We start from the raw sequence: 26,428 nt of genomic DNA on the forward strand, positions 1-26,428 counted from the left end.
AAAGATAAGGTATTCCGCAGTTTGAATTTTAGGGTCGACACGAGAAAGAGCAGCTAATATTTCGTCCACGTTGCTAGGTCTGCTTAACTTCATATATATCGCATCTATATAGGAAGTTCGGCTTATCGAGGCGAGTTGCGAGTTGAATATTTCGCCGTTTAATTTCCTCTCAAAAAAACGTACATTATCGTTCGCCAGGTATGCTGTTGGGTTTATTCGCGCTCTTGTAGCCACGCTGAGTACGGCATTTTTTTTCAATAGCTGCTCGTACTGATACAAAATTCCGCAATCAAGCTCCAGCATGTGGAGTGTAGTACCGTTGGAAGGACGTTCGTAAGCGTGTTCCGTGAGAAGCGATACCGCCGCAAACGCGGAATACGGCGTACATCTTGTTGCCATTCTACAAAAATATTTATATAGCGAAATCGCAAGCGCCGGGTCTTTATTAACCAGTTCCGCTGATTTTAGTTTTGAGTTTAATTCCGGGTGTGCGATTTCCATCGCGCTCTCTACGTTTGGCACTGCCATGATCGCCCGAACAATATCGGAGGTTGACAAGTCGGATTTTTGCTGTAATTGCTGAGTTATACTGTCAAGCCATTGCTCGCTAAGGGCTGGGCGCCTTACCACGGCGTATCGATCAGTTAGAAATTTACTCTTCATAAGAACTCGCTTATATTTACTTGCATAAACTCATAATTTTAGAAAGTGTAAACGAAAATTAGAATAATGAGATTATGCAGACTATGCGCCACAATCACCGACAAAGAGCTGATAAGAGCTCCATGTTTGCGTAGGGTTAGATAAAGCGTACTCAGAATTGCACCGGTGACCAGTGTTATGAGACCATGCATGAGTCCGCCATTGAGATAGTGCCCGATAGAAAATAGCGCTGTGCTAAAGAGGATTGGCGGGGCAGTTCGCACAGTTATCCGTCGAATAACTTCGATAGGAATGGTTTGAACTAGAAATGTTTCGATTGGCGGGGTGAAAATAATGGCTGATAGAAATATCTTTACCAGTGAATTGGTTGCGAATATCGCCCTGCCGGCATTTTCGCCAAATTTCTCCGGCGACATGATTTCCGCGAGCAAAACAGCCGTGACTCCTCCAAGCGTCGAGCTTAACAGAACGGATGCTACTATCAACATCGCTAAGTTTAGAATAGGAGGATTTCTTTTCACGATAACACCATCCAATTTAAATGGATAATCGATCTTCTGCAATGGTGAGGCAATGCGGGCGCGCCGCTCTTATGACCAGAATTATATCCGGACTCTGTAGACCAACATTATTTACGCACAACCCGCCGGTTGCTCAACATTCGTAAGTTACGCCACCACAATTATAGGTTTCCCCGCCGCCAGTTGTGCAACCAGCATCAGGTGTTCCGCCTGAGCCGCAGACATCGCTGCAACTTTCCGTCGGGCATATTTGTAGCGATATGCCTATAACAATGCAAGCAGTGCCATTGGTTCTTTCCCGCCCTCCTGATACCTCTTCGGCTTCATTGAGGTTCAGTGTTCTGAGGACTTTTTTATTGACAGCAAGTTTTTCTGGTACTGTCTTCGTCAGAGAGATTTCGCGTGGCATAGTCGTCATGATAAATTCCTTTCGTAATAAGTTAGTTCCTTAGGTCCATGCAGAAAGTCAACGTGCCTTCACTTAAGTGAAAAGACGTATTGCATCTACTGTTCACATGGTAAAGTGTATGACTAAGTAAGTTCTAAAGAGTTCAATAAAAATTATGTATTTTCTCGACTGTTTGTGGGTGCAGAGTTAAAGTGGCCTAGTTCCGTTTTGAGCGGAAGTTCACTTCGGCTACCATGTCAGCTTAGCGCTGTGAATGCTTGGCTCATCATTATCTTGCGTTTCCCTGGACTTCGATACGGCGAGGCTCGGAACAGGGTCAAGGGCGGGGTGCGCGAAGCGCAGACCGGCGAAGCGAACCCTTGAGGCTGTGCAGGGCCAATACGCTGGGGCATTGCCCTCGACATGGCATGCCGTGGCGACGGCTATGTAGACGCGTTGGGCGATGTGGCCGTACACAGCAATGACCGTTGTTTTAATTGGAGGAATGCGCAATGAGTGTTGATGTCGAAGCGCTGTTGACCTCCGCGCTGGGACTGAAATCGCCGTAGGAAGTAGTCGAGCTCGACACGGCCAAACGGAGGATCGATTTCGAGGTCGCGTGCAATGCGAAGCCGTTGCCATGTCCGGCCTGCGGCGTGAACGGGCAAGGCATTCATGACAGGGTCAGACGCGACTGGCGCCATCTCGATTTCTTCCAGGGCGAGGCGTGGCTGCACGCCGACGTGCCGCGCGTCGATTGCGGTGCTTGCGGCAAGACTACGATGGTGGAGGCGTCGTGGGCACGCCCTGGTTCTGCCATAAGCCCAGATCAGCTTCGACCGGTTTCATGTGATCGCCCTGGCTAACGAGGCGATGGATGCAGTGCGGCGCGAAGAGATGCGCGACCAGCCCCGCCTCGTGCGCGCAGCGATGGGAACGGAGCGCAAAGCATCAAGGGCATGCGCAAGGACCATACCGACTGGAGCGTGGATCAGATCAACACGATGTATCGCTTGCCCGCCTACGTCGAGGTGATGAATGGCATGCTCCAGCAGGTCAACTCAAACTGGTCGCGCGTGGATTTGAACCGTGAAGAACTTCGTCGCCCTCGCCTACCTACGCAGGGCTTGGCTCACAGCGCGCCGCCCGCGAAAGCATGTTCAAGTCAACAAACGGTAATAAATACTCTGTAGTGTTTACCAGCGGTCCACCCGACCTTCCCGCGACATTGGCAATCTTTTAAAGGCGCACCCCATGAAAAGAAAAGCGATCTCCGTCAATTTGAACAAATCAGCATGGTGCAAAGCCGCGCTGGCATCCTGCATCGCCTTCAACGTGCTGGCGGCGCATGCCGACGACTTCCCGAAATGGAACGCGGCGATTACCAAATACAATGAAAAGCAGGTAAGGAATTTCCATCCGGCGTTCGACTTCGATTCGGATGGCTGCTACGCGGCCACGCCATTCCACCGCAACGAGCATCTGCGCCAGAACCCGGGCAAGAGCGCGACCGGCTCGGTCCACGGAGGATGCCGTGATGCCGACTGGACCGTCTACGCCAACACCGTGCACCGGCAACTATGCAGGGCCAGCGTCGAAGGTGCCGACAAGATCGAACGCTGCGCCCACTTTTACGAACTGTATTTTGAAAAAGACCAGGCCATCGGCCTGAGCTTCCTCGGCGGCCACCGGCATGACGTGGAAACGGTGATCGTGTGGACCGGCAAGGTGAACGACCAGGCCGACTTCATTTCGCATGTCTCCACCAGCGCCCACGGAAAATATACCACGCGCGCCATCGGCCAGTTGCAGACCCAGAACGGCCACCCGCTGGTTGTCTATCACAAGGACGGCGCCCTCACCCACGCCTTCCGCTTCGCCAATGCCGCAGACAAGAAACGCGTCGAATTCCTCGGCAACTGGGGCGAATTTTACGCGCCGGACATCATCAGCCATTACAGCGCGGTGCCCGATTGGAACAGCGACGAAACCGTGCGCTACCAGGCCAACCGGGATTACCGCCTGGCGCTGGAAGCGTCCAATTTCGGCAGCGCCTCGTTCAAGACGCGCAACGACAGCGACTTTGCGAACGCCGCCAACAGCAACGTGCCGCGCAGCGACGCCTTCTGGCAACATGCCTCCTTTTCGCTGGACGATGTGTGGAGCACCAGGGCCAACGAATTCAAAGCCAACTACCCGAAGACCTACCTTCAGATCCGGGAATAGAAGCACCCAGGGGCGGCGTCGCCCAGCCGTGACGCCGCCAACCACTCCCTATCCCCCCCGCTATGCTCAACATCGATTTAAACGCCCAATATTTTCACCCTACCATTGCCGGGCACTGGAAGACCGATTCACTACCCGATTTTATCGGCATCATCGCCGGTGACGGGACCATGCTCGCGCTGGAGGAAACCGAGGATTACGTCGACAGGCGTCCGCGCTACGACATTCGTCCGGCTGGCCTCACATCGATCGACAGTTTTGCGGGGAATCCGGAGAACTATTTTAACGAGGTCACTCCCTACATTCATCGGGCGCCCATCATCGGCACCGAGGCTTACGCGATCTGCGGCGAAGGGGTGATGGGGAACGAAGGTTTTGTCGCGGTCGTGAACCCGCGCGGGCTGGTCTGGGCAGCGTGTTTCAGTGTGTCGAATCCATTTTATGAAGTGCGGGTGGTCGATCATTGTGTCGCAGCGACGAGCACCCACGAAATCATCTGGCGCTTCCCTGTCGTGCGGCCATGGGAGATCGGTTTTACCTACCTTGATTTTTAAGTAACGCGCACGCCACGCAGCGGCCATCGACGGTTTGCTTTTCGCGTTGTATAGTCGAGCCATCGACACTTTAACAAAGCGAGCCATGGCCGAAAAATCTGACATCCTGTTCGGCCTTGCCGAAGCCAATGACGACACCCTGGCCGCCACGCGACTGCGCGCCATGGCCGACGAACTCGGCGAGCCAGATCACATCGACCTGGACGAGGACCGCGCATTCCGCGTCAACATTTATGCATTCGGCCGCAATTTTGTCGCAGAGTGCGACGTCGATGCCGAGGATCAGGAAGGTTACGTGCTGGTCACGTCGGGCATGAGCGACCGGCTCATGACGGGCCCGCACAATGAAGAGGTGGACGAATCCCTGGCAAGCGAGCTGGTCTGGTACGTGCCCGATCTCGACCCGGCCTATTTTTCCACCCTGCGCTGGCTGGCGAAGCTGCCCGAGACGGACCGCACCTGGTTCGGCCAGGGCCACACGGTACCGCTGCCGGCCGCGCCGCTGGAGGGCTGCCCATTCAAGACCTTCCTGTTCCTGCCGCCCATCATCCGCACCGACCGCGAACTGTTCGAGCATATTGAACACGATGGTCATCACATCGGAACGCTGTGCGTGCATCTGATCGCCGACAGCGAGTATGCCCTGGCCAAAAACAGCGAGGAAGGCCTCGGCGAATTTCTCGACCTGCTCGACGACAACGATCACCCGCACGTCTTCAACCCGGCGCGCCGCCCCTATGTTTAAGCGCCGCACAGGATAGATTGATGCGCAGATTGATGAAGAACCAATGGCACGACCTGCGCGATCAATTGCTCAAGCTGGACGACAGTGCCGAGCCGGAACGCATTTTTGCCACGCTGGTCGCCGGCTTCAGAAAATACCGCGCCCAGTTCAGCAGCAAACCGTTTTCCGGTCGCCGCTTCGCGCAATACTTCAGCATGAAGGCGGTGGATTATCCCGTCAAACAGTCGGCGATGAGAGATGAGGCGTTCCGTCACTTCAAAACCGCCATCGAGCAATATGAAGTCAGGACCCACCTCGCTTCGATCGAAGGCATTCTTCACGATGCGATGGAGCAGTTACTCGTTATTCAAGTCGAGCAACGTTGTCCTGTGTGCGGCCCCTCCGATTTCATGCTGTTCAAGGCGGTCGGAAGCGGGCAGCTTGTGCTGGAGTGCCAGGATTGCTTCCATGTGCAAGGATGCGCTGGCGAGCCATATGACCAAAGCGGGATAACCTACGCACGCAACGACGATCTGGGCCCACTCCCTGCCCCCGTTGCCCTCGCGCGAGCGCCCGATGCCGTGCAGGCGAAACGGCGGCAGGCCACATCGGATGAGCTGTCCGCGTCCGGCCGGAGTCCACGCATCCGTGTCGATTCGGGAGAGATGCTGGACTACAACCTCGTTGTCCTATCCCGCCGCGACGAGGAGACCGACTCGTCCGGCGCGCTCATCTCATTTTATCGGGGCATGCCCGTCGCCATTTTCGATGAAGATACCGACGAGCAAGGCCGTGTCGACGATCTTGTCGCCGACGGCCATGCGGAACCGGTGACGGAGCCGCCACGGTGGTGTCCGGACGCCAAATGGCTGTGCAAGATCGACAAGGCCGGCATCCGGCATGCATCCGGGGCCCGTTAGCGAGCCCCGGAATCGCAGCTTACTGCACCAGCGGACTATCGGCCCCTTCCATGCTCAAGCCCTCGATCTGCGCCTGGCCAACCAGAATATGCAGATACTGGTGGGTTGCGCGCTGGCTCGACTGGCGGTCGAGATAGGCCGCAATCTCGCTTTTGACGGCCTCGAACGGCAACAGCCGCCCTTCCACCCGGCGCAGCACCTGCACGATATGCAAGCCGAAGCGCGTTTCCAGCAAGCGCCCAGCCAGCTCGCCTTCGCGCAGCCGGAACACCAGTTGCTCGAACTCGGGCACGCACTGTCCGCGCGACAATTGCCCCAGGCTGCCGCCCACCTTTCCGGAACTACAATTCGAATACTGCGTAGCGAGCTCGTCGAACCGCTCCGGATGCGCCTGCAACTCTTCCAGCACGGCTTCCCCGGTGGCGCGCAGCAATTCCAGCGGCGCCCCCGGCGTCACCTGGAACAGGATATGGCGCGCTTCCACCATATCGCCGCTGGTGTAACGCTGGGCATTGTTGCGATACCACGTGGTGCACGCGGCCTCGTCGGCCTTGGGCACCTTCACTTGCAGCGCCAGCAGCGCCTCGATGCGGGCGTCATCGTCGCCCCCGGTGATCCCCAGCGTCTCGGCCTGCTGCAGCAGCAAGGTGCGCAGCACCAGCTCATGCACCGCTTCCTTGAGCGGATTATCCGCCCCCTGATGATGCGGCAACTCTTGCTCGACCGCGACGTCGTCGATGTCCACGCCATTGACTGAAATACCCATGATGATTCTCCCGATTAACGGCTACGTACCAATTGGTAAGCGCGGCCAAGATAGGTCAGCGCGCCGAATCCGCTCCACACGTGCACCAGGCGGGTGAACGGAAAGATGACGAACAGCGACATACCCATGAACAGATGCAGCTTGAACAGCAGCGGTGCGTCGGCGATGAAGGCGGCGGCATCGGCACGGAAGGTCACGATGTGCTGTGCCCAGTTCATCAGCAACACCATCGTGTGTCCGTCCATGTGGCCGGCCGACACGTAGATCGACGACAGTCCCAGAAGCAAGGTTGCGAGGATCCACAGCAGCACGATCTTGTCCTTGAAGGTGGTGGCATGGCGCAGGCGCTCGTTGCTGAAGCGGCGCACCAGCAGCAGCACGATCCCGACCAGGCACAGCAGGCCCATCACGCCGCCGGCGACCATTGCCACCAGTTGCTTGAGGCCGTGGCTCACGCCCAGCGTATCCCACACCCACACGGGCGTGAGCAGCCCGGCCATGTGGCCGAAGAACAGGCCGATGATGCCGATGTGAAACAGGACACTGCCATAGCGCAGGCTGCCCTGGTGCAGGACCTGGGTCGATTCCGATTTCCAGGTGTACTGCTCGCGGTCGAAACGGATCAGGCTGCCGAGCAGGAAGATCGCCAGCGCGATGTAGGGATAAATCCCGAACAGAAATTGATGAAGGTAGTCCATGATGCTTCCTTTACACGCTGGCAGCGGCGCGCGCCGTGCGGGGGTAGAAATTGATCGGATGCGTGCCGGGTGCCCCGGTCGGCTTGAGCAGCGGTTCGACCCCGTCCATGCCCGGCCCGAAGGTTTCCAGCGCCTCGTCCATGTCGCGCACCGGCGGCTCGCTCAATTCCTCGGCCGCCACCGGACTCAGATGCTCCAGCACGGCGAATACGCCGGCGTAGGGACTGCCGTTGGCGGCCAGCTTGCGCCCGATATGGGCCAGCACGTGCACCGCGTCCGACAGCAGGCGGGCCGCCTCCTCCGTGGTCTGCTGCGACAGGAATTCGAGGAACAGCGGCACGAAGTCGGGCAAGTCGTCGCCCGTCATGTGCAAGCCGTGCTTCTTGTACTCTTCCATCAGGTCGACCATGGCCTGGCCGCGGTCGCGCGATTCGCCGTGAATATGCTCGAACAGATGCAGCGAGTGCGAGGGATTGCGGTCGAACGTCATCACGTAGTTTTGCTGCAGGTCGATCAGGGCGCCGTCGCTCAGGTAAGCGAACAGCGGCAGCAGCGGCGCGTGCAATGCCGGCGAGTGGGCGATCGCATTCGCCAGCGACGGCAATTCCGCGATCAGCTCCGGTTCCGGGTACAGCAACAGGCTTGATAACACCTGGTAGTGTTGACTGGTTTTCATCATGCCTCCTGGGCGTCTTTTTTCTTGCGTGACTTGGGCATCGCCATGAAGATGGCCGAACCCTGCTTTTTCTTGCCGAACAGGCTGGTCTCGGTCACGCCGTCCGAGCAGCCGTTGCCAAAGCTGAAACCGCACGAACCTTTTTCGTTGAAGCTGTCTTCCGCCATTTCCTTGTGGCTGCTCGGAATCACGAAGCGGTCTTCGTAATTGGCAATCGCCATGATGTGGTACATGTCCTCGACCATGGCCTTGCTCAAGCCGACCTGTTCCAGCACGGCCAGGTTTTCGACCTTGTCGACGGTCTTGCTGCGCATATAGGCGCGCATGGCCAGCATGCGGTCGAGCGCACGGATCACGGGCGGCTGGTCGCCGGCGGTCAAGAGGTTGGCCAGGTACTGCACCGGAATGCGCAGGCTGTTGGTATCTGGCAAGATGCCATTCATGCCCATCTTGCCGGACTCGGCCGCAGCCTGGATCGGCGACAGTGGCGGGATGTACCACACCATCGGCAGGGTGCGGTATTCCGGATGCAGCGGGAAGGCGACTTTCCAGTCCACCGCCATCTTGTAAACCGGCGACTTCTTGGCCGACTCCAGCCACGAATCGGGAATGCCCTGGCGCCGCGCTTCTTCGATGATGGCCGGATCGTGCGGATCGAGGAACAGGCCCAGCTGCGCCTGATACAGGTCGCGCTCGTCGGGCACCGAGGCCGCCGCTTCGATCTTGTCGGCGTCGTACAGCAACACGCCCAGGTAGCGGATGCGGCCGACGCAGGTTTCCGAACACACGGTCGGCTGGCCCGCTTCGATGCGCGGATAGCAGAAGGTGCACTTTTCGGCCTTGCCGGACGACCAGTTGTAGTAAATCTTCTTGTACGGGCAGCCGGAAATGCACATGCGCCAGCCGCGGCATTTATCCTGGTCGATCAGCACGATGCCGTCGTCTTCGCGCTTGTACACCGAGCCGGACGGGCAGGATGCCACGCAGGTCGGGTTCAGGCAGTGTTCGCACAGGCGCGGCAAGTACATCATGAAGGTGTTCTCGAAGGTGCCGTACATTTCCTTCTGCATATTGTCGAACAGCTTGTCCTTGCTGCGGGCGGCAAATTCCCCGCCCAGGTCGTCTTCCCAGTTCGGACCCCATTCGATCTTGTCCATCTTCTTGCCGGTCAACACCGAGATCGGGCGCGCCGTCGGTGGCGTTTCCGACAGCGGCGCGTTTTGCAAGCGCTCGTAGTCGTAGGTGAACGGCTCGTAATACTCGTCGATGGCCGGCAGGTTCGGATTGGCGAAGATGTTGGCGAGAATTTTCAGGCGGCCACCCTGGCGCGGCTCGATCTTGCCGGCGGCATTGCGTTTCCAGCCGCCATTCCATTTATCCTGGTTTTCCCATTCCTTCGGGTAACCGATGCCGGGTTTCGTTTCAACGTTGTTGAACCACGCGTATTCGACGCCGTCGCGGCTGGTCCAGACGTTCTTGCAGGTGACCGAACAAGTGTGGCAGCCGATGCACTTGTCCAGGTTTAACACCATGCCGATTTGCGCTCTGATCTTCATACGTGTGCTCCATTCTTTTCTTCTACCAGGGGGCCTTCCAGCCACTCCACCTTGTTCATCTTGCGCAACAACACGAATTCATCGCGGTTCGAGCCGACGGTGCCGTAGTAATTGAAGCCCCACGCCAGCTGTGCGTAGCCGCCGATCATGTGGGTCGGCTTGGTCACGGTGCGCGTGACCGAGTTGTGGATCCCGCCCCGCTTGCCCGACATTTCCGCGCCCGGCGTGTTGATGATCTTTTCCTGGGCGTGGTACATCAAGGTCATGCCGACCGGAATGCGCTGGCTGACCACCGCCCGCGCCGTCAGGGTGCCGTTGACGTTGAACACCTCGATCCAATCGTTGTCGACGATGCCGGCATCTTTGGCGTCCTCTTCCGAAATCCACACGTGCGGCCCGCCGCGCGACAAGGTCAGCATGCGCAGGTTGTCCGAATACGTGGAGTGAATGCCCCATTTCTGGTGCGGCGTCAGGAAGTTCAGCGCGATCTCCTTGTTGCCGTTCGGTGAAGCGCCCAGCATCGCCGCCGTGGTCTTGGTATCGATGGCCGGCTTGTACACGCACAGCCCCTCGCCAAAATCGCGCATCCAGCGGTGATCCTGGTAGAACTGCTGGCGCCCGGTCAGGGTGCGCCAAGGGATCAGTTCGTGCACATTGGTATAGCCGGCCGTGTAGCTCACTTCTTCCGATTCCAGCCCGGACCAGGTCGGCGACGAAATGATCTTGCGCGGCTGGGCCTGCACGTCGCGGAAGCGGATCGTGTCGTGTTCGCGCGGCAGCGCCAGGTGGGTGTGGTCGCGTCCGGTCATGGTCGACAGCGCGGCCCAGGCCTTGACAGCCACGTGGCCATTCGTTTCCGGCGCCAGCGACAGGATCATTTCAGCGGCGTCGATGGCGGTGTCGAGGCGCGGCTGGCCCTTCGATACGCCCTCTTCCGTCACCGTGCGGTTGATGCCGCGCAATACTTCGACTTCATGCCCGGTTTTCCAGCCGATGCCCTTGCCGCCGTTGCCCAGCGATTCGAGCAGGGGCCCGATCGAGGTGAATTTCTTGAACACGTCCTTGTAATCGCGGGTGACCACGGTCAGGTTCGGCATGGTCTTGCCCGGAATCGGCTCGCACTCGCCGGCGCGCCAATCTTTCGGATCGAACGGCTGGCCCAGTTCGCCCGGGGTATCGTGCATCAGCGGGGTCAGCACCAGATCTTGCTGGGTGCCCAGGTATGCGCCGCCGATTTCCGAGAATTTCTCCGCGATGCCCTTGTAGATTTCCCAGTCCGACTTCGATTGCCACAGCGGTTGCACGGCTTCCGACAGCGGGTGAATGAAGGGATGCATGTCCGAGGTGTTGAGGTCATCCTTTTCATACCAGGTGGCGGTCGGCAGCACGATGTCGCCGTACAGGCAGGTGGTCGACATGCGGAAGTCCAGCACCACGACCAGGTCCAGCTTGCCTTCGGCAGCGGGACGGATCTTCACGTCGCGCGGCTTGACGCAGTGCGTTTCGTCGCTCATCAGCGCGTTCTGGGTGCCCAGCAAATACTTGAGGAAATACTCGTGGCCCTTGCCCGAGCTGCCCAGGATATTCGAGCGCCACACAAACATATTGCGTGGGAAGTTGGCCGGATTGTCCGGGTCGTCGCACGAAAAGTTCAGTTTGCCGGCCTTGATCTGGCCCACCGCGTAGGCGGCCGGGTCCATGCCGGCGGCCTTGGCGGCGCGCGTCACTTCCAGCGGATTGGTTTCCAGCTGCGGTGCGGACGGCAGCCAGCCCATGCGTTCAGCCTTGGCGTTGTAATCGATCAGCGACATCGGCGCGACGTCGTCGCCAGCCGATGGCGAGGAGATTTCGCTCGTGTGCAGCTTTTCGTGGCGCCACTGGCTGGTGTGGGCGTAGAAGAACGAGGTGCCGTTCATCTGGCGCATCGGACGGTTCCAGTCCTGGGCGAAGGCGAGCGGGGTCCAGCCGGTTTGCGGACGCAGCTTTTCCTGGCCGACATAGTGGGCCCAGCCGCCGCCCGACTTGCCGATGCAGCCGCACATCATCAACAGGTTGATGATGCCGCGATACGTCATGTCCATGTGGTACCAGTGATTCAGCGCGGCACCGACGATGACCATGCTCTTGCCCTGGGTCTTGTCGGCGTTCTCGGCGAACTGGCGCGCCACGGTGATCACGTCGGCCGCTTTCACGCCGGTATGCTTGACCTGCCATGCGGGGGTGTAGGGAACGTCGTCGTCGTAGCTGGTGGCAACGTTGGCGCCGCCCAGGCCACGGTCGATGCCGTAGTTGGCCAGGGTCAGGTCGTACACGGTGGTCACCAGCGCGGTGCTGCCGTCGGCCAGCACCACTTTCTTGACCGGCACCCGGCGCATCAGCATGTCGCTGGCATCCTTGCCGCCGAAGTAGGCAAAGCCGACTTCCTCGACCGCATCGCTGCACTTGATCAGCGAGAGCAGCGGATCGATGGCGCGCCCGCTGGTGCCCTCTTTCTGTTCCAGGTTCCAGCGGCCCGACTCGCCCCAGCGGAAACCGATCGAGCCGGCCGGCGCGCAAATGGCGCCGGTGGCTTCATCGATGACCAGGGTTTTCCAGTCGGGATTGTTGGTTTCGTCGAGGTTATTGTCCAGGTGCGAAGCGCGCAGGAAGTAATCGGGCACCAGGGCGCCGTTGGTTTCCTTGAGCATGACCAGCATCGGGAAATCGGTGTACTGCTTGGCGTAGCCGCGGAAGTATGCCGAACCGCCTTCGGCGTGGAATTCCTTGAGCACGACGTGGCCCATGGCCAGCGCCAGCGCCGCGTCGGTGCCTTGCTTTGGGGCCAGCCAGATATCACCGAACTTGGCCATTTCGCCGAAGTCCGACGATACGGCCACCGTTTTCGTGCCTTTGTAGCGCACTTCCGTGTAGAAGTGGGCGTCCGGCGTGCGCGTCATCGGCACGTTCGAGCCCCACACCATCAGGAAGGTGGAGTTGTACCAGTCGGCCGATTCCGGCACGTCTGTCTGTTCGCCCCATACCTGCGGGCTGGCCGGCGGCAAGTCGCAGTACCAGTCGTAGAAACTGAGGGCCACGCCGCCGATCAGCGACAGGTAGCGCGTGCCGGCGGCGTAGCTGACCATCGACATGGCGGGAATCGGCGAAAAGCCGACGATCCGGTCCGGGCCGTATTTCTTGATGGTGAAGGCGTTGGCGGCGGCGATGATTTCGTTGGCGTCATCCCAGTTGGCGCGCACGAAACCACCCAGGCCGCGAATCGATTTGTACGATTTCGCGCGTTCCGGGTCCTGGCTGATGTAAGCCCAGGCGGCGATCGGGTCCATCGTCAGGCGGGCTTCGCGCCACATCTGCATCAGGCGGCCGCGCACCATCGGGTATTTGACGCGCTGGGCCGAATACACGTACCAGGAATAGCTGGCGCCGCGCGGGCAGCCACGCGGCTCGTGGTTGGGCAGGTCGGGCCGGGTGCGCGGGTAATCGGTCTGCTGGGTTTCCCAGGTGATCAGGCCATTCTTCACATACACCTTCCAGCTGCACGAGCCGGTACAATTGACGCCATGGGTCGAGCGCACGATCTTGTCATGCTGCCAACGCTGGCGATAGGCGTTTTCCCACGTACGGTCCTCGTGGACGACGGCGCCATGGCCGTCGGAAAACGTCTCCTTGGGGCGATTGAAGAACTTCAGACGATCCAGAAAATGACTCATGCTGCCTCCGCTTGAATGAGAGCGGCGCCTTCGACAAGGGCGCAACCCGATGAAAGCAGTCTACGCAGCGGTAGTCACGATGCATATTGGCAAGAAGGTGGTCCGGCGCGGCGACAAGGACTAGCTCGTCTAGTCCTTTGTGGCTATAGAGGGTGCCAGATAGATACGGTATACATGCGCTATCGACACATGAACCTGAAGGAACGAGCAATGAACATCACCAGTTATGACGACCTGATCCAAGCCGCGCGCGCCCAGCCGCAACCGCAGCGCGTGCTGTTTGCCTTTGCCAAGGCGGAGTTGCCCGAGGAGGCGGGCGCGGCCGAGCGCGCCGGTTTCGCCGAGCGGAGGGGCGGCGCCCTGGCCCCGGTCATGTGCGTGGACAAGACCACCGACGAACTGGGCAGCTTTGCCGACCTCGTGGCCGAGTCGAACTACACCGGCAAGGAATGGGATATCGTGTTCGTCACCACCATGTCGGGCCGCAATGGCAAACCGCCGGCCTCGACCGAGGCGGAAGCACCGCTCAATATGATGGTGACCTATATTCACACCGGCCAGATCGGGCAGTTCCTGGCGTTCGGGCGGGATGGCGAATTGCGCCAGTTTGCGCCGGCATAGGGTTCGCTGCGTCGCGACGTGGTCGTTCCGGCAGTGCGCATCACGCGATCGCGCCCGGCGCCATGCGGCGTGCCGGGGCTCGCGGGCGACCTATCAGGCGTTGGCCAGGCCTGCGCGCAAGGGTTCGCAACGCTCCCGCGCAAGCGCCAGGACCTCCTCCACTTTGGCGCGCGCAATTGCCAACGGAAACACGCCGCAGTCCGCCTGTCCCTCTTGATGAACCTGCATCATGCATGCCTGCGCCTGGTCCGGGGACATGGCCAGGACCGATTCGAGAACTTCGAGCACGCATGCCATCGGCGTGTAGTCGTCGTTGAAAATCACCAGCCGCGCTTCAGCGCTGCCTGGCGCGAGCGCGTCGTCCCGCTCCGCGCCGTCCATGGCCGCGCCGTGCGCGATGCGGCAGGCCAGACGGTGGCGGTCAAGGCCATGCTCTTCCAGGGCACTGGCTGCAATGCCGATGCGATCGTGGACGACTGCAAATAGAAAGACGCCGAGATCGACCGGCTTCGCCATGTTGATAGCACGCCCCGCCGCCTCCAACAGCGCCTGCTTCAACTGCTAGGTAATATTCTTCGTTCCAGCAAATCATCCAACTTCGCGGTCCATATCGGCATGCATTGCGCGAGACGCGCACGCCAGCGGCCAGGCCGGGGCCAGACTTTCGCCCTTTCAGCAAGCTGATCAGCCGCAACGATGCGCAGAGTACCGTGCAGCTCGGCCACCTTCCCGCTCAATCCGGATCGCTAGTGCCGCTGGTGCGAAGGTGATGGCTGTTTGCGCCGCGCGCAGCCGGGTGGACCGTTAACATCGCGGCAACATCCTCACGATGGCGAGCGACAACTCGTGTTGCGTCTACGCCTCATGACAATAGATTAAACAATGAGTGGCGTTCCCGCCTGCGGCACCCGGCCGGCACTGCGAAGCGCGCAAGCGGCAGCCGTTTTCGCCCTCTCACCGCCCACCTGGCCCGAACCCATTTCTTTCGTAACTTGTTGACATGGATCAATGAGTTGGCGAGACTGCATTTATCACTGCATTTATTACTGCATTTATCACTGCAGTTGATCGCGGTGTCACGGCGGCGACATCTTGCCGGGAATCTCACAGAACAATGTTGAACTCATCGGAGGCTCCCATGCTGAAGAATTATTCGATCCGGGTCATTTTTGCCGCGTTTTTCCTGGTCAGCGTGGCGCTGTCGGTATGTTCCCTGCTAGCCCTGTCCAGCGTCTCGCGGGAGCAGGCAAAGACCATGCGCGCCAGCGAAAACCGCTACCAGTCCTTCCTGCTTGCCGACGAGCTGCGCCAGAGTTCCGACGACCTGACCCGCCTCGCGCGCACCTTCGTGGTGTCGGGCGACGCTGCCTACGAACGCCAGTACATGGACATCCTTGCGATCCGCAACGGCGCCAAGGCCCGTCCGCAACACTACGAGCGCATCTATTGGGATTTCGTCGCCGCCGGGACCGACAAGCCGACGCCGGACGGGCAAGCCATCGCGCTGGCCGACCTGATGCGCAAGGCGGGCTTCACGGATGCGGAATTCGCCAAGCTCAAGCAGGCGCAGGACAATTCGGATGGCTTGGTCAAGACCGAAGTGATCGCCATGAACGCCGTCAAAGGCTTGTTCGACGACGGCACCGGCAAGTTCACCCAAAAGCGCGAACCCGACATGGACATGGCGCGCAAAATCATGCACGACGCCAGTTACCACAAGAACAAGGCGACCATCATGGCGCCGGTCAACGAGTTCCTGGCCATGCTCGACCAACGCACCGGCGAGGAAGTGCGGATCGCCGCCGCCCGCGCCAATACCGCGTTCTGGGTCGCCGTTGCGGTGCTTGGCGTGTCCCTGTGCCTGTCGCTGGTCACCGTGCTCATGATCTACCGGCACATCAAGGTTGGCTTCACGCATGCGATCGATACCGCCAGCAAGATCGCCTCGGGCGACCTGAACGGTGAGACGGCGGAGGAACGCAGCGACGAGGTCGGCCAACTGCTGCAAAGCATGAACACCATCAGCACCAACCTGCGACAGACCGTGCAAAAGATCCGCGACAGTTCCGACGAGATCTCGGCCGCCACCCACGACATCGCGGCCGGCAACGCCGATCTGTCGGCGCGCACGGAATCGCAGGCCAGTTCGCTGGAAGAAACCGCCTCCTCCATGGAAGAGCTGACCAGCACCGTCAAGCAAAATGCCGACAACGCCCGGCAAGCCAACCTGCTTGCCTCGTCCGCGTCCGAGGTCGCCATCAAGGGCGGCGCGGTCGTCTCGCAGGTGGTCGATACGATGGGCTCGATCAACGAATCGGCCCGGAAAATTGTCGACATCATCAGCGTGATCGACAGCATTGCGTTCCAGACCAATATCCTCGCGCTCAACGCGGCGGTGGAAGCGGCCCGTGCCGGCGAACAGGGGCGCGGCTTTGCGGTCGTGGCGTCGGAAGTGCGCAATCTGGCGCAACGTTCCGCCGGTGCGGCCAAAGAAATCAAGGCCTTGATCAATGATTCGGTCGACAAGGTGGACCTGGGCAGCAAGCTGGTCGATCATGCGGGCGCGACCATGAACGAAGTGGTGGCCAGTATCCAGCGCGTGTCCACCATCGTGGGCGAGATCGCCACGGCCAGCCAGGAACAGTCATCGGGCATCGAGCAGGTCAACCAGGCCATCGTCCAGATGGACTCGCTTGTGCAAAGCAATTCTTCGCTGGTGGAACAGGCTGCGGCGGCCGCCGAATCGCTGGAAGAGCAAGCCGGCAATCTGGTCGAGACGGTCAATATCTTCAAGGTCGACGCGCTGGGCGAGCAATATCGTGCGCCTGGCCGGATGCGCGCGGCGCGGCAGGATGGCGCCGTCGCGGCCCGCAAGAAGTCGCCGCCCGTGCTGATCGGCTCCGACTAGGTCGACAAGCCAGCGGCGCTCGCACCCGCCGGCTCAGGAGCGCCCGGCGGCGCGGCCGGTATGCCATTGCGCGCACGCATAAAGGCGATGACGCGCGCGGTGCTGGAGATCTTGTCCTTGAAGGCCCCGGCCTTCGACCTCCAGCGGTAGGTGCGTCCACCGGTGCGGACGGTAATCAAATGGCGTTTTGTTCCGCGGATGAGCACGCTCCCAAAGATCGACCCGAGTGCCAGAGCGCCGACCGGGATGCGAGTGCCGGCTTCAACCGAACCGAACACGAAGATCGCAATAATGCCGGCCACCAGCAAGGCACCGAACAGCATCGGGATAAGCGCCCACGTCACCGCGTAGGTGATCGTGGCGCCCTGTTCAAGGGGAATGCGGGCCATTTCATACCCATATTTGCGTTTCACCACATAGATTGCGTGGGTCCGGATGATGGCGATTTGCTTGAAGTGCTTCGCATACTCATCGGAATGAACGAGCGTGGCGATCGTCAGGTCTTCGGTCTGGATGTCGGACATTGGCAGGGCAGCTAGTTATTCGATACAACATTATATTCCTGAATGCAACGACGACCCAAGCATGTTGCGTCGCTTAACCGTATCGATCGTCATGCAGGTCGAGGCTGCCACGGTCGAGCAGCGAGGCCAGCAGGCATAATGCGTGGGCGCCGTCGTCGGACCACGTTCCTGGCGCCACTCCCTGATGTGAACGCGGGAATCGTGGCGGCGGCGTGAAGTCGATCAGGGCGGCCGGTGGAATATCGGCAGGCGTGTGAAACTCGTAGGGAACGCCCAGTGCATCGCCGACCAGCAGGCCGACGATGCCGCCGGCGAGCCGTTCCTGGTAGGTCGGCTGGCGCTGCGTCATGGGCGCGTGCCTGCGGGCAAAAAGGACATCGGTACAGTTTTCTCTCGTCGAATGAAGCGCAGATTGTCTTGAAAATGCTGGCAGACGGCAAGAGGAAATTAAAATCAAGCAAGATGACGACCGCAGCCGGACGTTGTCCGGCGCGGCCTGCTCAGCGTAGCGTGCACTCAGGCAGCGCCGGAGGCATCATTGGCCGCCTTGACCGGAGCGGCTGCCGACATGCCATCCTTCTCCCAGCGGTCGAAGGTGGCCATGATGGCGTCCCGGGTTTTCTGGCTCAGTTCGGGCAGGGTTCCACCGAGCGCCTCGGCGGCTTCGTCGAAGCCTTCCTCCACGGCAGCGCGGATCGCGGCCAGCTTGGAGGGATCGTCGCCGATCGCGCCCTTGGCCATATTCAGGATCCGTTCGGACACCTTGGCAACGCCGAACTCGCCGTCTTCGGCGGTGGCGGCCTTGGCTTCTTCGATGGTTTCCGGGTCGGCACTGAGCTTTTGCTCGCCGCTGACGACCTTCGACAGGTTCAGCCCCTGCTGCTCGACGGCGGGCAGGATCAGGTTGATGACTTCCTGCGCCTGGCGGTCGGACTCGGCCAGCAAGGCGTCCAGGTCTGGCGGCGCCTGGGCTGCGGCGGCCGCCGCGCGCGGCACGCCATAGGTCAGCGGCGCTTGGTCCGGCCCGCTCAGGGTCACTTTGTCGGTCTTGACGCTGCCTTCAGCCTGGGCGCTATCGGCCGGCCGGCGGCTGGTTTCTCGTGGCCCAATCGGTGTGGCGCCGCCTGACGGTGTTGTGTTGGAAATGGTAATGCTCATGACCTCTCCTCCTTGGCGCGTTGCACGCCGTAACGTTAGATCTTCATAGGCGAAAGACGGCAGTGCGCCGTGCTCGTTAATGATTAACGGCAGGATTGGTCAAAAGTTGAATTTTCAATGAGCGATTTCAAATCCCGAGACATGCAGATGGCCGGGACAAGGAACATCCCGGCCATTATGGATGAGTAAACCATCCCGATGCGCGCCCTCATGATCAAGACGGCCGCTTTAGGCCAGATTCAGCGTCCAGGTGGTCACGCCTTCATCGTCATCGGTGGACAGCGCCACATCCTGGGTCCAGCTGGCAATGTAGGTCCAGGCGGTATCTTCCAGCCATGCCAGGGTATCGAAACTGGTGGCGCGCAGGCGGATGAATTTGACGTACAGATCGATGTTATCCTTGATCCACATGTCGTCGCCGTTAATGCGCAGTTGAATCTGCAGGTGCCCGTTCAGTCCCTGCGAAAACTCGACTCCGTAGCCCGGATACGGCATCGGAATCATTCCTATGCCGGGTGGCAATTCTGGCGTCAGATCATTTCTGCGGGGCAATTTTGCCGGCCCGCTGTAATTGTAGCTACGGCTGTCGCCACGTTCATGGTCATCCACATCCGCATAATCGAGGTTGAGCACCCGAATTTCTTTTCCGTTCCTTAATATGCTTGCCTGCACCAGGTTATCGGTTTCGGCATGAGGAACATCCTTGGTCTCCGCGACCAGCCCGATCGATCCGATCCACATAATATACTCCTTGAAATAATGGCGATATGCATGGGTTCACCATGCAAGAAGCGAATAATCCGCTGCAATTCCCTGATACAAAAAGGGATGTGCGCCAATCACTCTCATCCATTATTCTGTGGAGTCCAACGCGCCCGTTTGCGCCACATTAACCGCACGCCAACGCCCGCCTGTGGCTATCGGCGGCATGACTGCTCACCGATCCATCAGGCGCTGGGAAAATCAATCAAGCGAATAACTATTTCCAATCAACCTCTTGCGAAAACGAAAATGGCACCGGATTGCCATTCACCAGATGGGGCGCAAACTTCCCGTCACGATAATATTTGTCGAATACCGGCAAAAGCAAATCCATCGATGCGAAGGTTTCCCCGTTCGCACTGGTAACATGGGTCGGCATCAGACTGTTCCAGGCCGCAGCCACGCCAGAAACGTTGCCAGCCTCGTCCACGCTGACTTTCACGCTCACCGCGCCCTTCACATTACGCCTTTCGAGTAATTCGGGAAGAGAGACGAACGCCTTGCCCGGGGTAAAACCCGGCCTGGCCCGCAGCGGCACGCGCCCAGGTGCCAGCCTGCCAAACGCGGCCGAGTATTCCGCATGCGTCACACTCTGCCTCAACAGGCTGGCATCGCTGACGCTTGCGTCGAGGATGGCATGGGTAGCGAGCCAGGCGTGGTCGCACTCCTCCTGCGGTGTACCCGGAGCACGTTTGCCGTAGGAATATTCCTTATCAAGAATTGCCGCATCGGCAGCCGGTAACGACGTTCCGAGTCTTTTAAACGCTGCCATGACACGCATTGTCTGCACCTGCCCCACAGGCCGGTCGCCCGGACTCGGGTGTTGAATACGCGCCAGTTCGCGCACATACGCCGCCGCGATCACACCCGCAAGCCGATCTTTGTGTTCATCGATCAATGAATGACGGGTACGCGGCACCAACGCTAACGTTTCATCAGGGCTACGCGTCTGGCAGCCCTGGCGGGCACTCCCATACAGCGGATGCATGCCCGGCATGCGAAACAGAATGGAAACATCGCGGTCGTCCAGAAATTCGAACGAATCCAGCCTGATTTTCTGATAGTGTCGCCACCAGTTGCTCACCAGTTCTTCCTGCGTGGTCGCCGCATTGGCGATGAGCCATTCCTGCAGCTCATCCCGATAGGCTTTCTGCTCGCTCAGCTTGGTCAGAATCGCCGCGGCAAACTGTCGTCCGTGCTCATCGGCGTTTAAGCCTGTGACCGCAAACTGATCCTTGTCGTCGCTGGCTATCTGTTTCTGCAAGATTTGAAGGAACTGGCCGGTGGTCGGCGTGGTCGCCGCGCTCGACGCCAGCGCCGCAGTGGAGAGAAAAATCGCCGCAAGTGCCCGCGCGGCGCGGAATTGTTTGTTTTTCATGGGGGGCGGATACGGAAAGTGGCCATCATAAAGTGTGCCACGTGGAAATTATCCATGCAAGCCATTTACCCGCCATGTGTCTTTACAGCGCACCGTCATGGCGTTCCGGCCGGCAGCACCCGCCCTTTGACCGCATCGATCGGGCACACCATCGGCAAAAACTGTTGCTGGCGTGCCGAATAGGCCATCAGCGCGCCGCTGTCGATATCGAAATACCAGCCGTGCAGCACCAGCTTGCCCTCCTCCACCCGGCGCTTGACCCACGGATAGGTCAGCAGGTTGTCGAGCGACTGCAAGATGCTGGCCTGTTCGCACGCCTTGTGCCGCTCTTCCGAACTCTTGTGCGCCAGGTCGCGCATGACGCGCACCCGCACCGGTTCGGCGATGCGCATCCAGCGCTCGACAAACCCGGTTTCGCGCTGCTCCGCTGACAGCGGCTGCGGCGCCAGCAAGGCGCGGATGCCGCCGCAGCGCGCATGCCCGAGCACGATCACCCGCAGCACTTCCAGGTTGCAGATGGCGAACTCGATGGCCGAACTGACGCCGGGCGGCGCGTCCGGCGTGCAGGGCGGCACCAGATTGGCGATATTGCGCACCACGAACATGTCGCCCGGACCGCTGCCCGTCAGCAGCATCGGATCGACCCGCGAATCGCAGCAGCCGATCAGCAAGGTGCTGGGACGCTGTCCGCCGCGCAAAGTGTCGTAGACGCCATGGTCTTCGCTGAAATACTGCTGCTGGAAGCGGCTGAAACCGCGTACGAACTTCTCGATGTCTTGCATGGCCTGCTCCGTTCAGCCGGCGTGCTTGCGCAAGCCGTCGATATTCATGATCGTTACATTGCGTCCCTGCACGCCGATCAGGCCATGCATGGTCAGGTCGCCCAAGATGCGCGAAAAATGTTCCGGCGTCAGGTTCAGGCGCGACGCTACCACCGCTTTGCTCACCGGCAGGGTCAGCTGTGCACCCTGCCCGGTCGCTTCGTCCTGCAACAGGTAGCCGATCACACGCTGGGTGCCCGACTGCAGGGCGACCGATTCCAGGTCGCAGATCAAGCCATGCATGCGCCGGCTCAGCCCGGCCAGCATCTTGCGCGCGAAACCGGGGTCGTGCGCGATGCCATCGAACACCGCTTCCTTGGTCACATGCAGCAGCAGCGAATCGGCCAGCGCCGTGGCCGAGACGATGTAGGGCTTTTCCATGAACATCAGCGCTTCGCCGAAACTATGTCCGGGGCCGATCAGCTCGATGATCTTTTCGGCCCCGTTGGCCACCCCGGCGGCCAGCTTGACCTGGCCGAAAATGACCAGGTGAAAGCCCTTGCAGGTATCGCCACGCTGGAAAATGATCTCGCCGCGCGCCGCATGGCGCTCGCTGGTGCCGGCGGCGATGGCATCGAGTTCGCTTGGCGACATCGCATCGAACAGCGGCAGCCGCGCCAGGAAGGTCTGCGGCGAGAATCGGTTCTTTTCCATGGCCGCTCCTGCTGTCAGCAAGGCATGTCCGCATTGCGCCGCGCGTAGCACCACCACGTGACCACGATGCAGCTAACGTAAAACCCGACGAAGCCCCACAGCGCCGCGTCCGGACCGCCGGTCAGGGAGATCGAGGTGCCGTAGCACTTGGGAATGAAGAACGCGCCATAGGCCGCCACCGCCGAGGTGAAACCGAGTACCGCCGCACCTTCCTTGTTCGCGTCGACAATCGCCTGTTCCGCGGCGGCATGGCCCTTGCCCTCGGCGGCGCGCTGGCGCTCGGTCAGGAAAATCACGGGGATCATGCGGAAGGTCGAGGCATTGCCCACGCCCGTGCCGGCAAACAGCAGCATGAACATCCAGAAAAAGCCCGTGAAGTTGCCGGCCACGCCGCCATGCGGCAGGAACTGGATCACGCCGACCACGGCCAAGATCATCATGACGAAGGTCCACAGGGTCACTTTTGCGCCGCCCAGCTTGTCGGCCACGATGCCGCCCACCACCCGTGCCAGCGCCCCGACCAGCGGGCCAAGGAAGGCGTAATCGAGCGGATTCACATCCGGAAACTGGGTTTTGATCAGCAGCGGAAAGCCGGCCGAGTAACCGATGAAGGAACCGAAGGTGCCCGTGTACAGCCAGCACATCAGCCAGTTATGCTTGCGCTTGAAAATGATGGCCTGTTCCGAAAACGAGGCCTTGGCCGAGGCCAGGTCGTTCATCCCGAACCATGACGCGACCGCGGTCAGCGCAATGAAGGGCACCCAGATGAAGCCGGCGTTCTGCAGCCACATGGCCTTGTGCGCGTCGCCCTTGACCCATTGCTGCGCCTCGCCGCCGAACGCGCCGAACACGCCGGCGGTAATCACCAGCGGCACCACGAACTGCACCGCCGACACGCCCAGGTTGCCCAGGCCGGCATTCATGCCCAGCGCGTAGCCCTTCTGCGCCTTGGGATAGAAGAAGCTGATATTCGCCATCGACGAGGCAAAATTGCCGCCGCCGAAGCCGCACAGCAAGGCCAGGATCAGCATGATCGGGTAGCTGGTCTCGACGTCCTGCACCGCGAAACCGATGCCGATGGCGGGAATGAGCAGCGAGGCGGTCGAGATCGTGGTCCATTTGCGCCCGCCGAAAATCGGCACCATGAAGGAATAAAAGATGCGCAGGGTCGCGCCGGACAAGCCCGGCAGCGCGGTCAGCCAGAACAGCTGGTTGGTGCTGTACTTGAAGCCGATATTGGGCAGGTTGACCACGACCACGCTCCACACCATCCAGACGGCGAAGGCGAACATCAGCGCCGGGATCGAAATCCACAGGTTGCGGTTGGCGGTCGCCTTGCCGCTCTTTTGCCAGAAGGCCGGCACTTCCGGCTCCCAGGTGGCGATCACATATTTACTCATTTGATTTCTCCTTTAAATTAGGCGACCACGGCCAGCCGGGGCGGCGCGGCGGGCCGCGCACTGTCTTTGAAGCTGAAATGCATCCACACCAGGGACACGCACACGGTGCCGTAGAGCAGCATGAAGGCGGACGAGCGCACCCCGGTCAGGTCGACCAGCGCGCCGAACAGGATCGGCAGCACGAAGCCGCCCAGGCCGCCGGCCAGGCCCACCACGCCCGAGACGGCGCCGATGTTGTCGCTGAAATCGTCGCCGATGAACTTGAACACCGATGCCTTGCCGATCGCCATGGCCACGCCGACCACGAACAGCAGCACCGTGAACATCACTGGCGTGAGGCCGATCTGCAGCGTGGTGCTGCCGGTCACGGTCTTGATGATCATGTTGGTTTGCGGGTAGGACAGCAGGAAGAAGCAGACCCAGCACACCCACATGACCCACCAGGTGACCTTGTGGGCGCCGTACTTGTCCGAGATCCAGCCGCCCAGGGCGCGCAGCACGCCGCCCGGCAGCGAAAAGCAGGCGGCCAGCAGCGCGGCCAGGCGCATGTCGAAACCGTATTCGGTGACGTAATACTTGGTCATCCACAAGGCCAGGCCCACGTAGCCGCCGAACACGACCGAGTAATACTGGCAGTAGCGCCAGACGCGCGGATCCTTGAGCACCTTCATCTGTTCGGCGAAGGAGACGCCGGCCGGCATCTTGTGGGCCGGGTCGCTGTAGGTGCCGAACCAGAACAGGACGGCCGTGGCCAGCATGGCCAGCGCGTACACCTTGGGCAGCATCTGCCAGCCGAAGGCGGCGATGATGGCCGGGGCCACGAACTTGGTCAGCGCCGAGCCGGAATTGCCGGCGCCAAAGATGCCCATCGCCAGCCCGCGCCGCTCCTTGCCGAACCAGCGCGCCACATAGGGCGTGCCGACCGAGAACGAGCCGCCGGCCAGGCCGACGAACAGGCCCAGCGCCAGGAAGTGCCAGTAAGCGCTGGCGTGCGAGATCAGCCAGATCGGCAGCGCCGTGGCCAGCATGAGGATGAAGAACACGATGCGCCCGCCGTAGCGGTCGGTCCAGATGCCGAGCGGCACCCGCACCAGCGAGCCGCTCAGGACCGGCGTGGCCGCCAGCAGGCCGAACTCGGTTTCGTTCAGGCCCAGCTGCGCCTTGATGGGAATCCCGAGCACCGCGAACATCATCCAGATCGCGAAGCAGATGGTGAAGGCGAAAGTGCTGCTCGCCAGTACCGCTATTTGTTGTTGGTTCTTGCTAGACACGTTGTTCTCCCGGACCGATGACCTGATACAGGAAGCTTACGTGCTGCCGTGAAGCACGACTATTAGCCTGAGGGCGATTTTCCCACGGCAATCTGGCTAGACTGCTAGCCCAAAAGAACTAGACGCCATGGGGCGGGCAAGCTGTATTGATCTGCATCAACGATCCATTTGCGCGTTTTGAGGTATAACAACAGACCAAGAACAAGAAAGGCTGCCCCATGCAAGACTTTGCGACACCCGATTCCGGCTGCGAACCCGGCTGCGCCACGCTCGATGCCGCCCAGCTCAACGCCAGCTGCTTTTGCGCCGGCCCCTCCGCCGCCGCCCTGGCCGAGGCGCTGCAACAGCACAGCGACGGACCGGAAGTGGTGGCCTTGATCCGCGAACGCTGTCCCCACCTGTTCGCGGCGCTGCCGGTATTTGTCTCGCCCGGCCAGGCGGCGCGCATGGCGCGCCTGATCGGCGCGGTGGAAGAAGTGATTGCGCTGCCGGCCTGGCAAGACGCCGTGCTGGCCGACGCGCCGCCCATCGCGCGCCACGATCCGGGCGCGCGCGGCGTCTTTTACGGCTACGACTTCCATCTGGGCGACGACGCCGTCGGCCTCATCGAAATCAATACCAACGCCGGCGGTGCCCTGCTCAATGCGGCCCTGGCGCGCGCCGGCCACGGATGCAGCGCGATCGAGGATGCCGGCAACGGCGCCGCGCGCGCGCTGGCGCTGGAAGACGCCATCGTCGAGATGTTCCGCGCCGAGTGGCGCCTGGGCGGGCGCAGCGCGCCGCTGCGCACCATCGTGATCGTCGACGACGAGCCGGAGAACCAGTACCTGTATCCGGAATTGCTGCTGTTTCGCCAGCTGTTCGCGCGCCACGACATCGAAGCGCTGATCGTCGACCCGTCGATGCTGCGCTGGGAAGCGGGCAGCCTGTGGCGCGGCGACCTGATTGTCGACCTGGTGTACAACCGCCTGACCGACTTCATGCTCGCCGCGCCCGGCCACGCGGCCCTGCGCGACGCCTACCTGGTCAACGCGGTGGTACTCACCCCGCATCCGCGCGCGCACGCGCTGTACGCCGACAAGCGCAATCTGGCGCTGCTGACCGACGATGCCAGGCTGGCGGCGCTGGGCATTGGCGAGGCCACGCGCGCGATTCTGCTCAGCGGCATCCCGCACACGGAGCAGGTGCGGGCCGGCGACGCCGAGCGCCTGTGGCGCACGCGGCGCGACTGGTTCTTCAAGCCGGTGGCCGGTTACGGCGGGCGCGCGGCCTACCGCGGCGACAAGCTGACCAAGCGCGCCTGGCAGGACATCCTCGATGGCGACTACGTGGCGCAGGCCATCATGGCGCCGCCGGCGCGTACCGGCGGCAGCGCCGGCGCGCCCGATCAACTCAAGTTCGACATCCGCAGCTACACCTACGACGGCAAGGTGCAATGGACGGCGGCGCGCGTGTACCAGGGCCAGACCACCAACTTCCGTACCCCGGGCGGCGGTTTCGCGATGGTCTACACCGCGCAGGGCTAGGCGCGC

Annotated in this window: 27 protein-coding genes and 1 pseudogene; 10 read left to right on the forward strand and 18 right to left on the reverse strand. The window is 60.8% G+C overall.

Translation table 11 applies throughout. The annotated features are described in order from the left end of the window. The 3 genes from PO883_RS28345 to PO883_RS28355 all read right to left on the reverse strand — a co-directional run. A partial coding sequence (locus PO883_RS28345; protein ID WP_289312742.1) for a lantibiotic dehydratase occupies positions 1–663 on the reverse strand: 663 nt, incomplete at its 3' end. Positions 664–701: 38 nt separating this feature from the next. After that, the gene (locus tag PO883_RS28350) at positions 702–1,226 is read right to left on the reverse strand and encodes a CPBP family glutamic-type intramembrane protease (protein WP_289312743.1); all 525 of its coding nucleotides are present in this window, start codon (positions 1,224–1,226) and stop codon (positions 702–704) included. Positions 1,227–1,317: 91 nt separating this feature from the next. Beyond that, positions 1,318–1,602, reverse strand: coding sequence for a class II lanthipeptide, LchA2/BrtA2 family (locus tag PO883_RS28355; RefSeq protein WP_289312744.1), 285 nt, complete (start codon positions 1,600–1,602; stop codon positions 1,318–1,320). 482 nt (positions 1,603–2,084) lie between these two features. Between PO883_RS28355 and PO883_RS28360 the strand changes: the two are divergent. The 7 genes and pseudogenes from PO883_RS28360 to PO883_RS28385 all read left to right on the forward strand — a co-directional run. After that, positions 2,085–2,396: pseudogene (locus PO883_RS28360) on the forward strand (transposase family protein); the annotation flags it as partial. A gap of 25 nt (positions 2,397–2,421) precedes the next feature. Continuing rightward, positions 2,422–2,607: a hypothetical protein gene (locus PO883_RS35240; protein ID WP_373890111.1), complete on the forward strand. Its 186-nt coding sequence runs from the start codon at positions 2,422–2,424 to the stop codon at positions 2,605–2,607. After that, the gene (locus PO883_RS28365) at positions 2,532–2,765 is read left to right on the forward strand and encodes a hypothetical protein (protein ID WP_289312745.1); all 234 of its coding nucleotides are present in this window, start codon (positions 2,532–2,534) and stop codon (positions 2,763–2,765) included. Before PO883_RS35240 ends, PO883_RS28365 begins: the two co-directional genes overlap by 76 nt. 61 nt (positions 2,766–2,826) lie before the next feature. Further along, positions 2,827–3,798 (forward strand): NPP1 family protein, encoded by a 972-nt coding sequence (locus PO883_RS28370; protein WP_289312746.1) that lies wholly within the window; start codon positions 2,827–2,829, stop codon positions 3,796–3,798. Positions 3,799–3,860: 62 nt separating this feature from the next. After that, positions 3,861–4,352: a hypothetical protein gene (locus PO883_RS28375; RefSeq protein WP_289312747.1), complete on the forward strand. Its 492-nt coding sequence runs from the start codon at positions 3,861–3,863 to the stop codon at positions 4,350–4,352. 85 nt (positions 4,353–4,437) lie between these two features. Beyond that, positions 4,438–5,097, forward strand: coding sequence for a suppressor of fused domain protein (locus PO883_RS28380; protein ID WP_289312748.1), 660 nt, complete (start codon positions 4,438–4,440; stop codon positions 5,095–5,097). 20 nt (positions 5,098–5,117) lie between these two features. Next, positions 5,118–5,996 carry a hypothetical protein gene (locus PO883_RS28385; protein ID WP_289312749.1) on the forward strand — a complete coding sequence of 293 codons (879 nt, stop codon included), beginning with the start codon at positions 5,118–5,120 and terminating at the stop codon, positions 5,994–5,996. 19 nt (positions 5,997–6,015) lie between these two features. Here the strand turns inward: PO883_RS28385 and PO883_RS28390 are convergent, their stop codons facing one another. Genes PO883_RS28390 through PO883_RS28410 form a run of 5 tightly spaced genes read right to left on the reverse strand, consistent with a single transcriptional unit; the run spans position 6,016 to position 13,399 of the window. Next, entirely contained in the window at positions 6,016–6,762 is a 747-nt protein-coding gene (locus tag PO883_RS28390) for a peptidylprolyl isomerase (RefSeq protein WP_289312750.1), read from the reverse strand. A 14-nt stretch (positions 6,763–6,776) separates the two neighbouring features. Then, positions 6,777–7,460 carry a respiratory nitrate reductase subunit gamma gene (narI, locus tag PO883_RS28395; RefSeq protein WP_289312751.1) on the reverse strand — a complete coding sequence of 228 codons (684 nt, stop codon included), beginning with the start codon at positions 7,458–7,460 and terminating at the stop codon, positions 6,777–6,779. 10 nt (positions 7,461–7,470) lie between these two features. Then, positions 7,471–8,136, reverse strand: coding sequence for a nitrate reductase molybdenum cofactor assembly chaperone (gene narJ / locus PO883_RS28400; RefSeq protein ID WP_167088690.1), 666 nt, complete (start codon positions 8,134–8,136; stop codon positions 7,471–7,473). Further along, positions 8,136–9,692, reverse strand: a complete 1,557-nt coding sequence (gene narH, locus PO883_RS28405; protein ID WP_289312752.1) for a nitrate reductase subunit beta — start codon at positions 9,690–9,692, stop codon at positions 8,136–8,138. Before narH ends, narJ begins: the two co-directional genes overlap by 1 nt. Next, complete coding sequence (locus PO883_RS28410) at positions 9,689–13,399, reverse strand: nitrate reductase subunit alpha (protein ID WP_289312753.1); 3,711 nt, start codon at positions 13,397–13,399, stop codon at positions 9,689–9,691. Before PO883_RS28410 ends, narH begins: the two co-directional genes overlap by 4 nt. 210 nt (positions 13,400–13,609) lie before the next feature. On the opposite strand from PO883_RS28410, the gene PO883_RS28415 reads away from it, so the two are divergent. Beyond that, positions 13,610–14,020 carry a ribonucleotide reductase subunit alpha gene (locus PO883_RS28415; RefSeq protein WP_289312754.1) on the forward strand — a complete coding sequence of 137 codons (411 nt, stop codon included), beginning with the start codon at positions 13,610–13,612 and terminating at the stop codon, positions 14,018–14,020. A gap of 93 nt (positions 14,021–14,113) precedes the next feature. Here the strand turns inward: PO883_RS28415 and PO883_RS28420 are convergent, their stop codons facing one another. After that, on the reverse strand, positions 14,114–14,578 hold the full coding sequence (locus PO883_RS28420; RefSeq protein WP_289312755.1) for an ATP-dependent Clp protease adaptor ClpS: 465 nt from the start codon (positions 14,576–14,578) through the stop codon (positions 14,114–14,116). Between the two features lie 580 nt (positions 14,579–15,158). Between PO883_RS28420 and PO883_RS28425 the strand changes: the two genes are divergently transcribed. Further along, positions 15,159–16,928: a methyl-accepting chemotaxis protein gene (locus PO883_RS28425; RefSeq protein WP_289312756.1), complete on the forward strand. Its 1,770-nt coding sequence runs from the start codon at positions 15,159–15,161 to the stop codon at positions 16,926–16,928. Here the strand turns inward: PO883_RS28425 and PO883_RS28430 are convergent. The 9 genes from PO883_RS28430 to PO883_RS28470 all read right to left on the reverse strand — a co-directional run bounded on the left by PO883_RS28430 (position 16,925) and on the right by PO883_RS28470 (position 24,896). Beyond that, a complete protein-coding gene (locus PO883_RS28430; protein WP_289312757.1) occupies positions 16,925–17,452 on the reverse strand; it encodes a hypothetical protein in 528 nt (175 codons plus the stop codon). The genes PO883_RS28425 and PO883_RS28430 overlap by 4 nt on opposite strands. A 73-nt stretch (positions 17,453–17,525) precedes the next feature. Then, positions 17,526–17,801 carry an ADP-ribosylglycohydrolase family protein gene (locus tag PO883_RS28435; protein ID WP_289312758.1) on the reverse strand — a complete coding sequence of 92 codons (276 nt, stop codon included), beginning with the start codon at positions 17,799–17,801 and terminating at the stop codon, positions 17,526–17,528. Positions 17,802–17,968: 167 nt separating this feature from the next. Continuing rightward, complete coding sequence (locus PO883_RS28440) at positions 17,969–18,610, reverse strand: hypothetical protein (RefSeq protein ID WP_289312759.1); 642 nt, start codon at positions 18,608–18,610, stop codon at positions 17,969–17,971. A 228-nt stretch (positions 18,611–18,838) separates the two neighbouring features. Continuing rightward, positions 18,839–19,351 carry a hypothetical protein gene (locus PO883_RS28445; RefSeq protein WP_289312760.1) on the reverse strand — a complete coding sequence of 171 codons (513 nt, stop codon included), beginning with the start codon at positions 19,349–19,351 and terminating at the stop codon, positions 18,839–18,841. A 238-nt stretch (positions 19,352–19,589) separates the two neighbouring features. Then, positions 19,590–20,750 (reverse strand): hypothetical protein, encoded by a 1,161-nt coding sequence (locus PO883_RS28450; RefSeq protein WP_289312761.1) that lies wholly within the window; start codon positions 20,748–20,750, stop codon positions 19,590–19,592. A 95-nt stretch (positions 20,751–20,845) separates the two neighbouring features. Beyond that, positions 20,846–21,532, reverse strand: a complete 687-nt coding sequence (locus tag PO883_RS28455; RefSeq protein WP_167088701.1) for a carbonic anhydrase — start codon at positions 21,530–21,532, stop codon at positions 20,846–20,848. Between the two features lie 12 nt (positions 21,533–21,544). Beyond that, positions 21,545–22,225, reverse strand: a complete 681-nt coding sequence (locus tag PO883_RS28460; RefSeq protein ID WP_167088702.1) for a Crp/Fnr family transcriptional regulator — start codon at positions 22,223–22,225, stop codon at positions 21,545–21,547. Between the two features lie 14 nt (positions 22,226–22,239). Then, positions 22,240–23,625: a NarK family nitrate/nitrite MFS transporter gene (locus PO883_RS28465; protein ID WP_289312762.1), complete on the reverse strand. Its 1,386-nt coding sequence runs from the start codon at positions 23,623–23,625 to the stop codon at positions 22,240–22,242. Between the two features lie 17 nt (positions 23,626–23,642). Continuing rightward, positions 23,643–24,896 (reverse strand): nitrate/nitrite transporter, encoded by a 1,254-nt coding sequence (locus tag PO883_RS28470; protein WP_289312763.1) that lies wholly within the window; start codon positions 24,894–24,896, stop codon positions 23,643–23,645. 218 nt (positions 24,897–25,114) lie between these two features. Between PO883_RS28470 and PO883_RS28475 the strand changes: the two genes are divergently transcribed. After that, entirely contained in the window at positions 25,115–26,422 is a 1,308-nt protein-coding gene (locus tag PO883_RS28475; RefSeq protein WP_289312764.1) for a hypothetical protein, read from the forward strand. Positions 26,423–26,428 lie beyond the last annotated feature (6 nt).

This window comes from Massilia sp. DJPM01 (genome assembly GCF_030348125.1).
Classification (GTDB): domain Bacteria; phylum Pseudomonadota; class Gammaproteobacteria; order Burkholderiales; family Burkholderiaceae_D; genus Telluria_A; species Telluria_A frigida.